The 15,089-nt window shown below is 42.2% G+C and carries 18 protein-coding genes; 11 read left to right on the top strand and 7 right to left on the bottom strand.

The window, feature by feature from the left end; all coding sequences use genetic code 11:
- Positions 1-71 precede the first annotated feature (71 nt).
- Both FTU75_RS10300 and FTU75_RS10295 read left to right on the top strand, forming a co-directional pair.
- Positions 72-1,733, top strand: coding sequence for an acyl-CoA dehydrogenase family protein (locus FTU75_RS10300; protein WP_180115902.1), 1,662 nt, complete (start codon positions 72-74; stop codon positions 1,731-1,733).
- Positions 1,734-1,922: 189 nt separating this feature from the next.
- Positions 1,923-2,108, top strand: a complete 186-nt coding sequence (locus FTU75_RS10295) for a hypothetical protein (RefSeq protein WP_180024481.1) — start codon at positions 1,923-1,925, stop codon at positions 2,106-2,108.
- A 1-nt stretch (position 2,109) separates the two neighbouring features.
- Here FTU75_RS10295 and ptsP read toward each other — a convergent pair whose 3' ends face one another.
- Together ptsP and FTU75_RS10285 are read right to left on the bottom strand one after the other, a co-directional pair.
- Positions 2,110-4,404: a phosphoenolpyruvate--protein phosphotransferase gene (gene ptsP, locus FTU75_RS10290; RefSeq protein WP_180024480.1), complete on the bottom strand. Its 2,295-nt coding sequence runs from the start codon at positions 4,402-4,404 to the stop codon at positions 2,110-2,112.
- 76 nt (positions 4,405-4,480) lie between these two features.
- A complete protein-coding gene (locus FTU75_RS10285; RefSeq protein WP_078192761.1) occupies positions 4,481-4,960 on the bottom strand; it encodes an RNA pyrophosphohydrolase in 480 nt (159 codons plus the stop codon).
- Between the two features lie 181 nt (positions 4,961-5,141).
- On the opposite strand from FTU75_RS10285, the gene FTU75_RS10280 reads away from it, so the two are divergent.
- From FTU75_RS10280 to FTU75_RS10270, 3 genes are all read left to right on the top strand, one after another.
- A complete protein-coding gene (locus tag FTU75_RS10280; protein ID WP_078192760.1) occupies positions 5,142-5,798 on the top strand; it encodes an HAD family phosphatase in 657 nt (218 codons plus the stop codon).
- Positions 5,799-5,884: 86 nt separating this feature from the next.
- On the top strand, positions 5,885-6,358 hold the full coding sequence (locus FTU75_RS10275) for a DUF2628 domain-containing protein (protein ID WP_257223761.1): 474 nt from the start codon (positions 5,885-5,887) through the stop codon (positions 6,356-6,358).
- A gap of 96 nt (positions 6,359-6,454) precedes the next feature.
- Positions 6,455-6,697 (top strand): DUF2789 family protein, encoded by a 243-nt coding sequence (locus FTU75_RS10270; RefSeq protein WP_078189726.1) that lies wholly within the window; start codon positions 6,455-6,457, stop codon positions 6,695-6,697.
- Between the two features lie 617 nt (positions 6,698-7,314).
- Here FTU75_RS10270 and FTU75_RS10265 read toward each other — a convergent pair.
- Positions 7,315-8,178: a LysR family transcriptional regulator gene (locus FTU75_RS10265; RefSeq protein ID WP_180084725.1), complete on the bottom strand. Its 864-nt coding sequence runs from the start codon at positions 8,176-8,178 to the stop codon at positions 7,315-7,317.
- A 466-nt stretch (positions 8,179-8,644) separates the two neighbouring features.
- Here FTU75_RS10265 and FTU75_RS10260 point away from each other — a divergent pair, with 466 nt between their 5' ends.
- Complete coding sequence (locus FTU75_RS10260) at positions 8,645-8,854, top strand: hypothetical protein (RefSeq protein WP_111884091.1); 210 nt, start codon at positions 8,645-8,647, stop codon at positions 8,852-8,854.
- Positions 8,855-8,983: 129 nt separating this feature from the next.
- Here FTU75_RS10260 and FTU75_RS10255 read toward each other — a convergent pair whose 3' ends face one another.
- Positions 8,984-9,220: a DUF2061 domain-containing protein gene (locus tag FTU75_RS10255; protein ID WP_180115900.1), complete on the bottom strand. Its 237-nt coding sequence runs from the start codon at positions 9,218-9,220 to the stop codon at positions 8,984-8,986.
- On the opposite strand from FTU75_RS10255, the gene FTU75_RS10250 reads away from it, so the two are divergent.
- The 5 genes from FTU75_RS10250 (at position 9,219) to leuB (ending at position 13,494) form a co-directional block, all read left to right on the top strand.
- Positions 9,219-9,419, top strand: a complete 201-nt coding sequence (locus tag FTU75_RS10250) for a hypothetical protein (protein WP_180115899.1) — start codon at positions 9,219-9,221, stop codon at positions 9,417-9,419. The two genes, FTU75_RS10255 and FTU75_RS10250, sit on opposite strands and share 2 nt — an antisense overlap.
- 157 nt (positions 9,420-9,576) lie before the next feature.
- Entirely contained in the window at positions 9,577-11,025 is a 1,449-nt protein-coding gene (leuC, locus tag FTU75_RS10245; RefSeq protein ID WP_180115898.1) for a 3-isopropylmalate dehydratase large subunit, read from the top strand.
- 24 nt (positions 11,026-11,049) lie between these two features.
- Positions 11,050-11,700, top strand: a complete 651-nt coding sequence (leuD, locus tag FTU75_RS10240) for a 3-isopropylmalate dehydratase small subunit (protein ID WP_078189721.1) — start codon at positions 11,050-11,052, stop codon at positions 11,698-11,700.
- Positions 11,701-11,809: 109 nt separating this feature from the next.
- Complete coding sequence (locus FTU75_RS10235) at positions 11,810-12,373, top strand: hypothetical protein (protein ID WP_180115897.1); 564 nt, start codon at positions 11,810-11,812, stop codon at positions 12,371-12,373.
- 41 nt (positions 12,374-12,414) lie between these two features.
- Positions 12,415-13,494, top strand: coding sequence for a 3-isopropylmalate dehydrogenase (gene leuB, locus FTU75_RS10230; RefSeq protein WP_078189719.1), 1,080 nt, complete (start codon positions 12,415-12,417; stop codon positions 13,492-13,494).
- A gap of 74 nt (positions 13,495-13,568) precedes the next feature.
- Here leuB and FTU75_RS10225 read toward each other — a convergent pair whose 3' ends face one another.
- The 3 genes from FTU75_RS10225 to infA form a co-directional block, all read right to left on the bottom strand.
- On the bottom strand, positions 13,569-14,015 hold the full coding sequence (locus tag FTU75_RS10225; protein ID WP_373685859.1) for a hypothetical protein: 447 nt from the start codon (positions 14,013-14,015) through the stop codon (positions 13,569-13,571).
- A gap of 114 nt (positions 14,016-14,129) precedes the next feature.
- The gene (locus FTU75_RS10220; RefSeq protein ID WP_078189718.1) at positions 14,130-14,504 is read right to left on the bottom strand and encodes a hypothetical protein; all 375 of its coding nucleotides are present in this window, start codon (positions 14,502-14,504) and stop codon (positions 14,130-14,132) included.
- A gap of 153 nt (positions 14,505-14,657) precedes the next feature.
- Positions 14,658-14,879, bottom strand: a complete 222-nt coding sequence (gene infA / locus FTU75_RS10215; RefSeq protein ID WP_001284370.1) for a translation initiation factor IF-1 — start codon at positions 14,877-14,879, stop codon at positions 14,658-14,660.
- Between the last annotated feature and the right edge of the window lie 210 nt (positions 14,880-15,089).

Raw genomic sequence — 15,089 nt, 5'->3', positions numbered from 1 at the left:
GAACGTCTATGCTTTAAATTTTCTCTATACTGAAATGAAAAGCCAACGAGAACAAGTGGAAAATATAGACGATGAATACATTAGAACAGCCATGGATGACACATCAAATCAGCAACCAATTTGATGAGCTGGAAAACTACAATCTATTTTCAAGCGATACGGTTTTACATGAAATCTTAAAACGCTATGGCAGCCATGATCAGCCGACTTTATGCGAAATGGGCAAAGTGGCAGGTTCGAGTGAATACTTTCAGCATGGGGCTTTAGCCAACAAACATACCCCAATCTTACATGCCTTCGATGCGCGAGGCCGCCGTACTGACTTTATCGAGTTTCATCCTTCATGGCATAAATGGATGGGACTCAACCGCCAGTTTGATACCCATGCACATCCATTTAATCAGCCAAATTCCAAGGCAAAATGGGTGGAATGGGCAGCACGTTTTTATTTAGCAGGTCAGGTCGAGTGCGGCAATTTATGTCCAAATTCAATGACACTCGGCAGTATTCCACTCATTCAGCGTGAACCTGAACTGTGGGCCAAAATTGGAGAGAAACTACTATCGACTGAATATGATGAACGCGATGTACCGATTGCGCAGAAAAAGTCGATTTGGCTCGGTATGGGCATGACTGAAAAGCAGGGCGGTTCAGATGTACGTGCTAATGAAACTATAGCTGTGCCTATGGCAGAAACAGGACGAGGCAAAGCTTATTTGCTGACAGGGCATAAATGGTTTTTCTCTGCACCAATGTGTGATGCGCATTTGGTGGTGGCAAAAACCGAACAAGATGGCTTGGCTTGTTTCTTTGTGCCACGTTGGTTGGAAGATGGCACCAAGAATAATATTCAGGTGCAACGCCTAAAAGAAAAAGTCGGTAACCGCAGTAATTCAAGCTCGGAAGTCGAATTCAAAAATGCGTGGGGCATTATGATTGGTGAGGCAGGGCGTGGCATTCCAACCATTATTGAAATGGCGAATTACACCCGTCTGACCTGTTCGGTCGGTTCGAGCGCCATGCTGCGTCAAGCTTTGGTGCAATGCATTGCCTATACCCGTCAGCGTCAGGCTTTTGGTAAACATTTGATTGAACAACCCTTAATGCGTGCAGTTTTGGCAGATTTGGCTTTAGAGAGTGAAGCAGCGACGCAGCTCAGTTTCCATTTGGCGCAGTGCTATGAATCAGATGATGCCTTGTCTGTGGCATGGAAACGCATTATGACCCCAGCAGCTAAGTTTTGGATTTGTAAACGTGCAGTCGAACTAACTGGTGAGATGATGGAAGTCTTTGGTGGTAATGGCTATGTCGATAACGGCATCATGGCGCGCATCTTTAAAGAAGCACCTGTGAATACCATTTGGGAAGGTTCAGGCAATGTCATGTGCTTGGATGTGCTGCGTGCGATTGGACGTGATCCTGAGTCCATCGAAGTATTATTTAAAGATCTCGCTTCAACTGCAAGCACAGATGAAACCCTACAAGCTGAATTACAAGACCTGTTTAGAATGTTCCATCAATCACCTGAAGATTTACAATTTATGGGGCGTAGCCTAGTCAGTCGCTTAACAGTTTTGGCACAAGCAGTTTTACTGAAACGCTATGCGCCTGATTATGTAGCAAATGGTTTTATTCAAAGCCGTTATAGCGCTAAACACGGGCAAGTGGTGGGGATGTTGGATGCCAAAATGGTCGATGTAGAGCGTTTGTTGGAACGGGCTTTCGCATCTTAAAATGGATTCCCTCTCCCTGTTGGGAGAGGGTTATGGAGAGGGAAGTAATGTGGCAAAACAATTTTTTATGGCCATGGGACTAACGACGCTGTATCAAAAAGCCATAGGAAAGTGCTTGAAAAAATCTAAAAATAGACCAATATATGCACTACAGCACGAGGGTGCTGTATAGGCAAAAGGTGAATGCAAATGGCAAAGAAAAAAGTCCTGCCTGAAGTTGAAGTTCGCAACTTTGTGGCAAAACACATGAACGATTTTAACAAAAGCCAAACTTTTGTAGATCGAAAGAAAAATGCAAAACGTGGCTATGCAAAGCACAAAAAAGGGGGATATTCGAATGATTATCTCCCTTTTTATTGGTCTGTATTTTTATAATTTAACTGACTATTCGTGTCGCTGATTTCACCATATCACCTAGACCATGAGTCTTAAAGTAATACTCCATTAAGCTTTTCACCATCAGTGGATTATTCATGCTTAAGGCACGATCTAAGAGCTCTTTTGCATCTGGCATCGGCACATGGCAGATGGCTTTACGAACTTTCAGGATATTACTCGAACTCATCGATAGGGTATTAAAGCCCATTGCCATCAATAAAATAGCGGTGAGTGGATCACCAGCCATTTCCCCACAAATACTAATCGGCTTGTCGTATTTATGACATTCTTGCACCAAACGAGTCAGCGCACGAAGTACGGCTGGGTGTGAGTGTGAATAGACATTGGCAACACGTGGGTTATTACGGTCAACCGCAAGTAAATATTGGGTTAAATCGTTTGATCCGACCGAGAAGAAGTCAACCAATTCAGCAAATTCATCGATCTGTAACAGCACACTCGGCACTTCGACCATGATGCCGATTTTGGGTTTGGTAATTTTCACCTGTTCTTCTTCTTGCACCGCTTGCCAGTCACGATCGAGCAAATACAACGCTTCTTCGACTTCGCTGACACTGGTCACCATCGGCAGCAAAATATGCAAGTTGTTGAGGCCAATACTGGCTTTGAGCATGGCGCGAATTTGGGCTGAAAAAATCTCAGGATGATCGAGGGTAAAGCGAATCCCACGCCAACCCAGAGCTGAGTTTTCTTCTTCAATCGAGAAATAAGGCAGGTCTTTATCTGCACCAATATCGAGGGTACGCATCACTACGGGTTTATTGGCAAAATGACTGAGCTGTTGACGATAAATCGCGCGCTGTTCTTCTTCACCTGGGAAGCGATCACGCAGCATAAATGGAATTTCAGAACGGTATAGACCGACACCTTTGGCGCCACGTTGTACACCGCGAACTACATCGATCATCAAGCCTGTATTTACAAACAATCGAACCGCGACGCCATCAGGGGTGATGGCATCTTTGGTTTCGTATTGCTTCAGATCTTTAGCAATTTGCTCTTCTTCTTTTTGAATCTCTTTATAACGTGTGCGTAAACGACGAGGTGGATTGATGAATACACGACCTTGATGTGCATCGACAATCATTTCGACATCATCAAGGGTGTTAATCGGCAGTTCAGTCACACCAACCACAGTTGGAATGCCGAGAGCACGCGCCACAATCACCATGTGTGAGTTCATGGCACCTTCAGTGGTCACAATCGCTGCGATTTTATCGACTGGGAGTTCAACCAAGGCAGCCGTAGAAATTTCCTCACCAATTAAAATACTTTCATCGGTGATTTCACGGTGACTGGCATCTGCCTCTTGCAAAAAGGCCAAGATACGACGCCCTAGATCTTTTAAGTCTGAAACACGCTCACGGAGATAGTCATCCTCCATCTGTGCAAAGAGCGCAATGTGTTTATCAATGACAATGCGAACAGCACCTTGTGCCCAGTTACCGTCGCGAATTTCACTTTTGATTTCCGCGGGGAGGGCATTGGCATCGAGCATCCGTAAGAACACGCTAAATAACGCCCGTTCTTCAGCCATGAGGGCATCTTGCATTTTTTCATCAAGCGACTGAATTTCTTGGCGAACTGCGTCTATGGCATTGTCGAGTAATTCGAGCTCCTCACTAATGTCATCGGCTTCACGATCAGGGACTGAAGCCAAGTCAGCAGGTGGATATAAGATGACTGCACGACCTAGAGCAATGCCGCCTGAACCTGAAATGCCTTGGAAGGTTTTATAGGCTGGGAGGTTGTTCGGTTTGCGAAAGACTTCGATATTCCCGACGGCATGTGCATGGGCAATCACCCCTGAAAGTTGAGCGCATAGGGTCACGAGGAAAGATTCGGCAGCTTCGCTAAAGTCTTGAGGTTCTTTGTTTTGAACCACCAAGACACCCATAACTTTACGGCGATACATTACCGGAACCCCGAGGAAGGAATTGTAAATTTCTTCCCCCGTTTCTGGCAGATACATAAAGCGTTCATGCTTCGGTGCGTTATCAAGGTTGACGATCTCTTCACGTTGCCCTACTAAGCCAACCAAACCTTCACTGGTATGCAAAGAGACATGCCCAACGGCTTCAGGGTTTAAACCCTTTGAAGCCATCAGTAAATAACGATGGTTTCGTTCATCAAGCAAGTAGATTGAGCAGACATCCACATGCATGGCTTCTGCCACTTGATTGACCATTATGTCTAAAGATTCATGCAAACTGGCTGACGCATTAATCTCTTGGACTATGCGTCTTAAGGTATCCAGTTGCATGTTCGACATCGTGTCTGCTCCAAAATTTATTCTGCTTTATTTATAACAACACTCATCCTAAAAATCTGCATCCATTCTGCAAATTTTACGGCTTTTGTGGAAGCTGACTGCACAGTTCCACCATGGCTTTACGATATACATCGCGTTTAAAATTCACCACTTGTCCTAGTGGGTACCAATAGCTGACCCACTGCCATTGATCAAACTCAGGTGGATCTGACAAATCCAGCTGAATATGCTGTGCTGAAGCTGTCAGTTTCAATAAAAACCACTTTTGCTTTTGACCAATACAAACGGGGGCTGAATCGGTACGTATATACCGATGTGGCAAACGATAGCGCAACCACCCTTGGGTTTGTGCTATCACCTGGACGTGTTCGGGCAGTAAGCCAACTTCTTCTCTCAGCTCACGGTAAAGTGCCTGTTCGGGGGTTTCACCATGTTGGATACCTCCTTGTGGAAATTGCCAGGCATTGTGACCAATGCGCTTTGCCCATAAAACTTGTCCAATGTCGTTTGCCAAAATGATCCCGACGTTGGGTCGGAAACCTTCTGAATCGATCATTTGGCTACCTAAATATTGTGTAATTTATGACTTTGCTCACGGGGACGTTTATTTCTGTGTCCATCTCGAAAAAGCAAAGTGTAAAAATGTTAAAATTGTTATGATCTTAACGAATTTCTATCGACTAGCGGAGATAGATTTACAATTTTTTTCTTAAATTTCAGCTTTTACGAGTATTTTCATGAAATTGGCACTGTTTGACCTTGATCACACCTTATTAAATACCGACTCAGACCATTCTTGGGGGGAGTTTTTGGTCAATGAAGGCTTGGTTGATCCAATTCGTCATCGTGCCATGAATGACAAATTTTATGATGATTATAAAAAAGGCCAGCTTGACCCGATTGCCTATAACGAATTTGTATTTGAGTTTTTAACCCAACATGACAATGCCTACTTAACTGAGTTACATCAGTTGTTTATGAAAAAAGTTATTCGTGCGCAAATGCGTCCAGAGGGCTATGCTGCCATTCAGCGCCATCAAGATGCAGGGCATCAATTGGTCGGGATCACCGCAACGTCTGATTTTATTACCGCACCGATTTTTCGTGAATTCGGCATTACTGAAATCATTGCGACCAATGCCGAAATTGTGAATGGTAAATATACAGGTAAAGTAATTAATACTCCGTGCTATCAAAAGGGCAAATTAGTCCGTTTGAATCAATGGTTAGAAGGTCGTGATGTTACAGAGTCCTGGGCCTATTCAGATTCAATCAATGATCGATTCTTATTGGAATATGCGGATCATGCAATTGCAGTTAATCCAGATGATCGTTTAGAGGTCCTAGCAAAAGAACAAGGTTGGGACATTCAAGACTGGTCAATTCAAGCCTAAAGATGAACATGAAAAAAAGCATCTTGAGATGCTTTTTTTTTGATGTTCTTTTGATTAACCCTCGACTATTTGAACTATCGCTCCGTATGCAGACAGAAGCTTCTTTTAAACATTTAATTCAAATCTTTATTGGGCCACGTGCTCAATCTTATTTAAATTTCATTGAACAACAAGTTGGACAGAACAATGGTCTGAGTTGGGCAGGGCTAATTTTTGGACCCTATTGGTTACTCTATCGAAAGATGTACCGCTATTTCTTCTTATTCTTTGCGGTTGGTTTTTTGATTAGCATGTTGGCACTCATCATCGGTGTGCCTGAACAAGTCTTGATGGGGCTGTCATTGATTCCTAACCTCATACTCGCAGGGATCGGAAAGCGGCTTTATAGCGATTTTGCGGTGCAAAAGACCAAAGCCTATATGCAGCAGCCGAAATATAGTGAGCGGGTGTTTGCTGAAGAAGGAGGAGTGAACTGGGGGCTGCCTTTATTGTTGGTATTTATTCAATCTGTCGTGATGATTATGCTCAGTTTGCCTTTTATTCAATTTTCACCGCTATAGAATTCTGTAATTGAGTGCGTGTTCGTTCCGTGTTATATCCTTAAAACAGAATAATTTTGTATCCATAAATAATAAGTTTTAACACGGAGAATGACAATGAGTGTACGTCCACGCATGACTCATCTATTTGAACAACTGGGTTTAGATTCGAGTGAAGACGCGATTGCTTTATTTATCGTGACGCATCAACTCAGTGCCCAAACTAAAATTACCGAAGCAGATTATTGGACAGATGCTCAGCGCCAGTTCTTGGCCGAAAAAATTAAGTCAGATGGTGAATGGGCGATTATTGTTGATCAATTGAATGAATCATTACATGAAGATTCGTTGACGAAGTAAAACTAACGGGTTTTCCTTTGTTTTTTAATGGGATCGGCTGAAATAGGTGATCCCATTTTTACTGAAAAACTGATGTTGCGTACGTAAAAGTTATCTCGTGTTTTTAAAATGATTTTTAAGTCTATTCAACGAAGTCTTACATCTAGGAATTGAATAAATTGATTGGCCTTCGGCTGGAGGTACTTTTGTTTCGGCAAAAGTACCCAAAACCATTGTCATCCGCAAAACTCGTTAACTACCGTCTAATTATTCAAAGTATCGCAAAAACATTTTTGATGAGAAGTAGTTCTATCTCAAACACTTGCGGATGACCTTGCCGCGTATCGTTCTTATATTTGAATCAAATTGCACTTCTGATGTTACTGTATAACATCAGTGAAAAGAGGTTGAACTTTCACAATAAGTAAGAGCATCTATTGCAGACCTTGAGCCAAGCTACAAATATTGATGGCAGATTTGAAGGACACTGCATTGTCTATGATGACTATTCAACAAGGACTGTTCAACACTTGGCTAATCAAATCATTCGCTTTTTCTAGATGCTTAAACAGATCAATAAAAAAGCCACCATAGTGGTGGCTTGATTAATAATTGAATTTTGTAGGCAAAAAAATGAATTAGATGTGTTTCATCAATTCAACCAGCTTTTGTGCAGCAAGTGACTGAGTACGGCCTGGGTGCCATACCATCCCCAGTTGACGATTCATGTTTGAAGGTAAATTCAATTGTTTTAAATCTTGGTTCAATAAGGTTTTAGGAAGGACTGACCAACCTAGACCAATTGAAACCAACATACGAATCGACTCAAGTGAGTTATTGCTCATGGTGACTTTTGGCTTGAGTCCATACTTTTCAAACTCAGCCAAGGTAATTTGACTGGTATAGGTTTGCGCCGCAGGCAATAGACTTGGGTATTGGATCAAATCTTCTAAGGTTAAATGCTCAACATGCGCCAAAGGATGGAAAGGTGCAACCACGAATACCAGTGGATCATTCCATGTCGTGATGTATTTTAAACGGCTGTCACCTTGTGGCGGTAAAGTTAAAAATGCCAATTCTAAGTCGCCAGCCAAAACTTGCTCATGGGCCTGTTCAGAATCAACAAAGTGTACATCTAAGGTTACTTCCGGAAACTGTTGCACATATTGACGCAAATGCGCTGGTAAATGGTGTAAGCCGATATGATGACTGGTACCAATTTTCAGTTTACCTTGAACCTGACCTTGCTCATGGCTGAGCGTATGGTGAATATCGCCCAACTCATTCAGCCAGCTTTTTACTTTTGGCAAGAGAGAGTTTGCTGCATGCGTCGCCTGAACACCACGACCCGCGGATTCAAAAAGTTTGACACCGAAGTATTCTTCTAAACTGTGAATACGCTTGGTTACAGCAGGTTGCGTAATGAAGAGCTGATCTGCTGCCAAAGAGATCGAACCAGTTTCCATGACTTTTACAAAGGCTTCAAAGGCTGCGAGATTCATCTTCATTCCTATAAAGAATTTTTATGCGTAGTCTCATTGTTATAATATTTTAAGAATAAATCAAAGGGAAAGTTGTATCTTTTGATTTAAAACTAGGCGTTCAAGCCATACTACGCGTTAAATCTGAGGGGATTTTCCGAGTTCTATAGCGTTATTCGAGTGCTTGATTGTTGCATGATTCGAGATGGAGCTGTGACGTTTTCAGCTCAAATGCGCTGTTACAAAGTTGTTTTTTAAACCGAAACCAGAGTTATGCATAATATAAAAAATACAGGGCTGAAAAGTATTTCAACCGTTTGAATTAAAGAGGAGCGATGGCGTTTCTTTTAACTCAGCATTGAACTAAAACAAAAATGAACTCAAGTTTTGATGGCTTGGGGAACATACTTTTCAGTGAATAATTAAAGTAACAGGTACAGTCAGGGCGGCATCGATTAGCGATAGCGTACCTCACAGGGAGAAGGCGATGGATATTAAACACATTAAAAATTTATTGGATATTTTTGAAGGGACAGTCGAAAAGCGCTGTGCGATATATGAAATCGCAGATGATGAAGACGACGAAAACCGTGCAGCTGCTGAGTGTAATGCGGCAAAAAATAAACTGATTCTTGCGATAGAACAATTGGTTGAGGCGCATGAACAGCTGGCCTTACAGCAAAAAACCAAGCTTTGATGAGCTGTCTACATTTGAATCTATAGGATGAAATCGATAAAAAGTTAAAGTAGATGGAGTAAAAAAACGTTTAAAGGTCATAAAAAAAACCACCGTGATGGTGGTTTTTTTACAAGGAGCAGGGTTGAATTAAGCGGGGATATTTTCCTCTGCTGCTTTATCTTTCTTTTCCCATGCTTTTTCGTGGAAGAAAAAGGCAACCGCTTGAACAGTTGGTTCAAGTAAACTTAAGGTAATGGCCATTGCAATACTGCCTGTCACGTAATAACCAACCAACATCGCAACCGTGATATGCATAATGTAATAGCTCAAGGTTTTTTTGAACATGCGCTGATTATTTTCGACGAAATTGTTAATGTGTGCCATGAAAATGCTCCTTGTTAAATTGATAAATCTTGGCAATGAGTTAATAGTAATGATTCTTATTTGCAATGTAAAAGAGAAAATTCAATTTATGATCATTGAATTTTTAAATTACTGTTTAAAAATGGCAGAAAGTGAACAAAAAGTCGGAGAAAATTCTAAAGTCTCATCTGCTGAAAGTATTGAAGTGAGCGTGTTTTAAACGCATTAATGGTCTTTAAAATGCAGCGGAAATCAGCAGTTAAATATCATTCCTATAAGTTTTTAAACTAATAAAAATGATAAATTAGATTTATGTGAATACGTGGTTATAATCGATTTAACGAAAGAATTTACCCAGTCCAGTGGAGCAAATCGACATGGCAGGCGAAACCCAAAAAGCGGAAACCCAAACAAAAAAAACCTTGTATGACAAATTGTGGGATGACCATCTAGTAAAACAACGAGATGATGGCTCTTCATTATTGTATATCGACCGTCATTTATTGCATGAAGTGACTTCTCCACAAGCCTTTGAAGGGCTACAACTTGCAGGTCGTAAACCTTGGCGTTTAAGTGCAAACGTGGCAACTCCTGACCATAACGTACCAACGTCTACGAAAGAGCGTTCTGAAGGGATTGCGGGGATCGAAGATGATACTTCACGTATCCAAGTGCAAACTTTAGATGATAACTGTAAAACATTTAATGTTGCCCAGTTTGACATCAATGATGTGCGTCAAGGGATCGCACACGTTGTTGGACCTGAGCAAGGTTTAACGTTGCCAGGTATGACGGTTGTTTGTGGTGACTCACATACAGCCACTCATGGTGCTTTTGGTTGCTTGGCTCATGGTATCGGCACATCGGAAGTTGAACACGTATTGGCGACTCAATGCTTAGTTCAAAAGAAAATGAAGAACATGTTGGTGCGTGTTGATGGTCAATTGGGTCAGGGCGTAACTCCTAAAGACGTGGTTTTAGCGATTATCGGTAAAATCGGTACGGCAGGTGGTACAGGTCACGCGATTGAGTTTGGTGGTCAAGTATTCCGTGATATGTCGATCGAAGGTCGTATGACGGTGTGTAACATGGCGATCGAAGGTGGCGCGCGCGTGGGTATGGTGGCTGTCGATGACAAAACCATTGCCTATGTAAAAGACCGTCCATATGCACCGAAGGGCGAACAGTGGGATGCTGCAGTAGAATATTGGAAGACTTTAGTGTCTGATGAAGGCGCGCATTTTGATACTGTTGTGGTGTTGCAAGGTGAAGAGATTGAGCCACAAGTGTCTTGGGGGACTTCTCCTGAGATGGTGATTCCTGTATCTCAAGCAGTGCCAACTTTAGAACAAGCCAAAGATGATGTACAGCGTAATGACTGGACACGTGCATACAACTACATGGGCTTAGAAGCGGGGCAGGCATTGGCTGATATTCAATTAGACCGTGTATTTATTGGTTCATGTACCAACTCACGCATCGAAGATATTCGTGCAGCGGCTGAAGTGGCCAAAGGCAAAAAAGTGGCGGCATCGATTAAGCAAGCCATGGTGGTGCCGGGTTCAGGTTTAGTCAAAGCACAAGCAGAAGCAGAAGGCTTAGATAAAATCTTAATTGAAGCAGGCTTTGAATGGCGTGAGCCGGGTTGCTCAATGTGTTTGGCAATGAATGCCGACAAATTGCAACCAGGTGAGCACTGTGCATCGACGTCTAACCGTAATTTTGAAGGTCGTCAAGGCAATGGTGGTCGCACGCATTTGGTGAGTCCAGCAATGGCAGCAGCTGCGGCAATCGCTGGTCACTTCGTTGACGTTCGTACCTTCTAATCAGGGCTAATAGGAGCAAATCGCATGAAAAAATATACCGTTGAACAAGGTATCGTTGCACCATTAGACCGTGCCAATGTGGATACAGATTTAATTATTCCAAAACAGTTTTTGAAATCTATTAAGCGTACAGGCTTTGGTGCCAACTTATTTGATGAGTTGCGCTATTTGGATGAAGGCTATTTAGGTCAAGACATTTCAAAACGTCCAATCAACCCAGATTTCGAATTGAACAAACCACGTTATCAAGGGGCGTCGATTTTGATCTCTCGTGCAAACTTTGGTTGTGGTTCGAGCCGTGAGCATGCGCCTTGGGCATTAGAAGAATATGGTTTCCGTACCGTCATTGCACCAAGCTATGCGGACATTTTCTTTAATAACAGTTTTAAAAATGGCATGTTGCCAGTGATCTTGTCTGAAGAGATCGTCGATCAGTTATTTAAAGAATGTGCTGCATCTGAAGGCTATCAATTAACCATTGATTTGGCTGCGCAAGAAGTACGTACACCGAGTGGTGAAGCATTTACATTTGAAGTCGATCCATTCCGTAAACACTGCCTATTGAATGGCTTGGATGATATCGGTTTAACTTTACAAGCAGCCGATGATATCCGTGCTTATGAAGAAAAAACCAAAGCATCTCGCCCTTGGGTATTTGCAGAAATTAAAGCTTAAGTCAGTGTCACTGTAGAACTTCTTAGTAGTCAGTCGGCTTAAGTCTTGTTAATATCAGGCGAAACAAAATTTATACGTTAGCCAGAATTTATCAGGTTGGGTTCGAAAAATGAAAAAGTTCTTCGGTCAGCTGGTTGTAACGGGAGCGCTGTTTGCAACGCTCTCTGCCTGTCAAAGCTTTGACACGGCACGCATTAAAAATGTGAAAGAAACTGAAAGTACAAACACTAATGCTTTGATTTACTGTGCAGGTACAGCGCACTGTGAATTTGAGCGTTTTGATCAAATACAAGTGGTTGATCCAAATAATCAACGTGTACAACGTGCTGCGATTAAAGCGGGCATTGTACGGTTGAATGGTCGTTCATTGTCTGAGCCTAATCCTTTGTATTTGTCTGTACCTACAGGTCAGCATGAAGTCGTGATTCGCTATTATCCAATTTCTCAGGAAAAAGCAGAGCGCTTGCATGTCATTCACAACTTTAGGTCTAAACACGAGTACACCTTTAAAATGTACCGTGAGCGTTCAAAAAACAGAGGCAGTTTACTAGATAAATCTGCGCCTGATCCGCTCTGTGTAGACTTAAAGCAAGGTGCAAAAACGATTCGACGTTTCTGCCGACCGTACAATGTCCTCACAGGACTTGGTGAGTTTGTAGAAAAGAAACTTTAAATCTGACTGGTAATCAAGCCAGCGTATAAATGGAAAGACTCATGTCAAAACATATTTTGATTTTACCAGGTGATGGTATTGGTCCTGAAATCGTGAAAGCGGCTGAACAAGTGCTGACACGTGTAAACGAGAAATTCAACTTAGGTTTGACTTGGGAACAAGGTCTTTTAGGTGGTGCAGCGATCGATGCGCACGGTTCACCTTATCCAGATGTAACAGCGGCACAAGCGAAGACTGCTGATGCGATTTTATTGGGTGCAGTGGGTGGTCCTAAGTGGGATACCATTGAGCGTTCAATTCGTCCAGAACGTGGCCTATTAAAAATTCGTTCAGAATTAAATTTATTTGCTAATTTACGTCCAGCCATTCTTTATCCGCAGCTTGCAGATGCGTCGAGCTTAAAACCTGAAATCGTAGCAGGTTTGGATATCTTGATCGTACGTGAGTTAACTGGCGGTATCTATTTCGGCCAACCACGTGGTATTCGTGAACTCGAAAACGGTGAAAAACAAGGTTTCAATACTGACGTATATGCAGAATCTGAAATCAAGCGTATTGCCAAAGTTGCTTTTGAAATGGCGAACTTACGTGGTGGTAAAGTGTGTTCAGTGGATAAAGCCAACGTGCTAGAAGTGACTGAGCTTTGGAAACAAACCGTAACTGCGTTAAAAGAAGAGCAGTATCCTGAAATTAACTTGTCTCATATGTATGTTGACAATGCTGCCATGCAATTGGTCCGTGCGCCAAAACAGTTTGATGTGATCGTGACTGGTAACTTGTTCGGCGATATCTTGTCTGATGAAGCGGCGATGTTAACCGGTTCTATCGGCATGCTGCCATCGGCTTCTTTAGATGAAAATGGTAAAGGTATGTATGAACCTTGCCACGGTTCAGCGCCAGACATCGCAGGTCAAAACATTGCGAACCCATTAGCAACGATTCTGTCTGTTGCTATGATGCTGCGCTATACCTTCCGTGAAGAAGCGGCGGCAAAAGCGATTGAAGATGCAGTAGGTAACGTCTTAGATCAAGGCTTACGTACAGGTGACATCATGTCAGAAGGCAGTACTCAAGTCGGTACTGTTGAAATGGGTCAAGCTGTAGTTTCTGCATTGAACTAATGGCGAATCAAAAAACGCAGCGTTTATGCTGCGTTTTTTTGTGCCTAGAAATTATCAATCCTAGAATTGATGCGCTAACAGGTGCGACCAGTTAATCGGACATCAGTTGCAATATTATGCTTTAAGCGAAATTGAATAAGGCAGTTTAACTCAACCTCATAGTGTGTATTTCCACTGGGAATCGGCACAGCAGCGCCGCTGCCCATGCCCATCGCAGGATTTTCCGCCATCGGTAAAGGAATACTGATCGGGCGTGTAACACGATAACGAAGGTAGTCTGAACTGACCTCTACGGGAGAGGTTCTTTGATAGCCGAGTTTGCTGAGATTAAGTTCTGCTTGAATCGTTTGGCTCGATTGACCAATAAATGAGGCTAAATAGCGTTCACGTTCAACGGAGGATATCGTTGATGTCGTGGTACAACCAGCCAACCATACAATGCTTAGAACGCATCCCATGCTCAATATTGGGCGAATAAAACGCTGAGCTTCGTAAACCTGATGTTCTAAAATAAATTTCATGGGTCAGTTCCTTACGAAATAAATTCAGTTTAGTCAGATCGGTCTGTATAACACTGTAGTCATTTGATACACGGTCAGCTGAGCAAGATTAGCTTCTAGTATTCTAAAGCAGGATCAACAAGCTCTGCCAACATAGTCAATGGATTCAACTATTTGATTGCGTAATTTGAACTCGATTTTACATTCCATATCGACAGTGACACCACCTTTAGACGGCGTTGGGATAGGGGCGCCCATGGCTATACTGGTGCCGATATTTGGTGTACCAATCGGGATTGGCATCGAGCGTAAAATGGTATAGCTGAGTTTTTCATTGCTTTGTACGGGTGCTCCCATCACTTTATAGCCCAATTGACTCAAGTTGAGCTCTTTACGAACTTGATCAGCTGGCTGCCCAATATAGTGTTGTAGTGATTGATTGAGTTGCTTTTGGCCTGTCGTGGCGCAAGCCACACAAAAGATAGCTCCGACTAATCCTAGATGTTTCATATGATTTTATGTCCTTATATTTTGAATTTTATAATCGAATTTTTATGTTTTTAGACTGTAAAGGAAAGCAAATTTGCAGTCAATTTTTATCATTGCATTGAAATAAATACAAAAAAAGCCACTGATAAAGTGGCTTTTTCGCTTCGCTAAAACTTAGCGCGCACGGTAAGTGATACGACCCTTAGTCAAATCATAAGGTGTCATTTCTACTTTAACACTGTCGCCAGTCAAAATACGGATATAGTGTTTACGCATTTTGCCAGAGATGTGAGCAATCACTTCATGACCGTTTTCTAAACGTACACGGAACATAGTATTAGGAAGCGTCTCGGTGACAACGCCTTCGAACTCGATGAGTTCCTCTTTATTGGCCATAGCCTACCTGAATGAATAAATTAGCAAGGCGCAAATTATAGTCAATTTTTTTTCAGAATACAAGCCGTAAAAGGCTTTGAACTGATCGACTGTCAGTAAAATAAGCGAACAATTCAGTTAAATATTTTCAACAAAAAATGTGCAGTAACAGTTGTCAGTTTGGTCAATCGCAGTTAATCTAAAATCAATCTTTTTAGGTATAAATGAAGT

It is taken from the genome of Acinetobacter sp. YH12140, from assembly GCF_013418475.1.
GTDB classification, from domain to species: domain Bacteria; phylum Pseudomonadota; class Gammaproteobacteria; order Pseudomonadales; family Moraxellaceae; genus Acinetobacter; species Acinetobacter amyesii.
The sequence above is the reverse complement of the archived record's forward strand: the minus strand, read 5'-3'. Positions and strand labels throughout refer to the sequence as shown.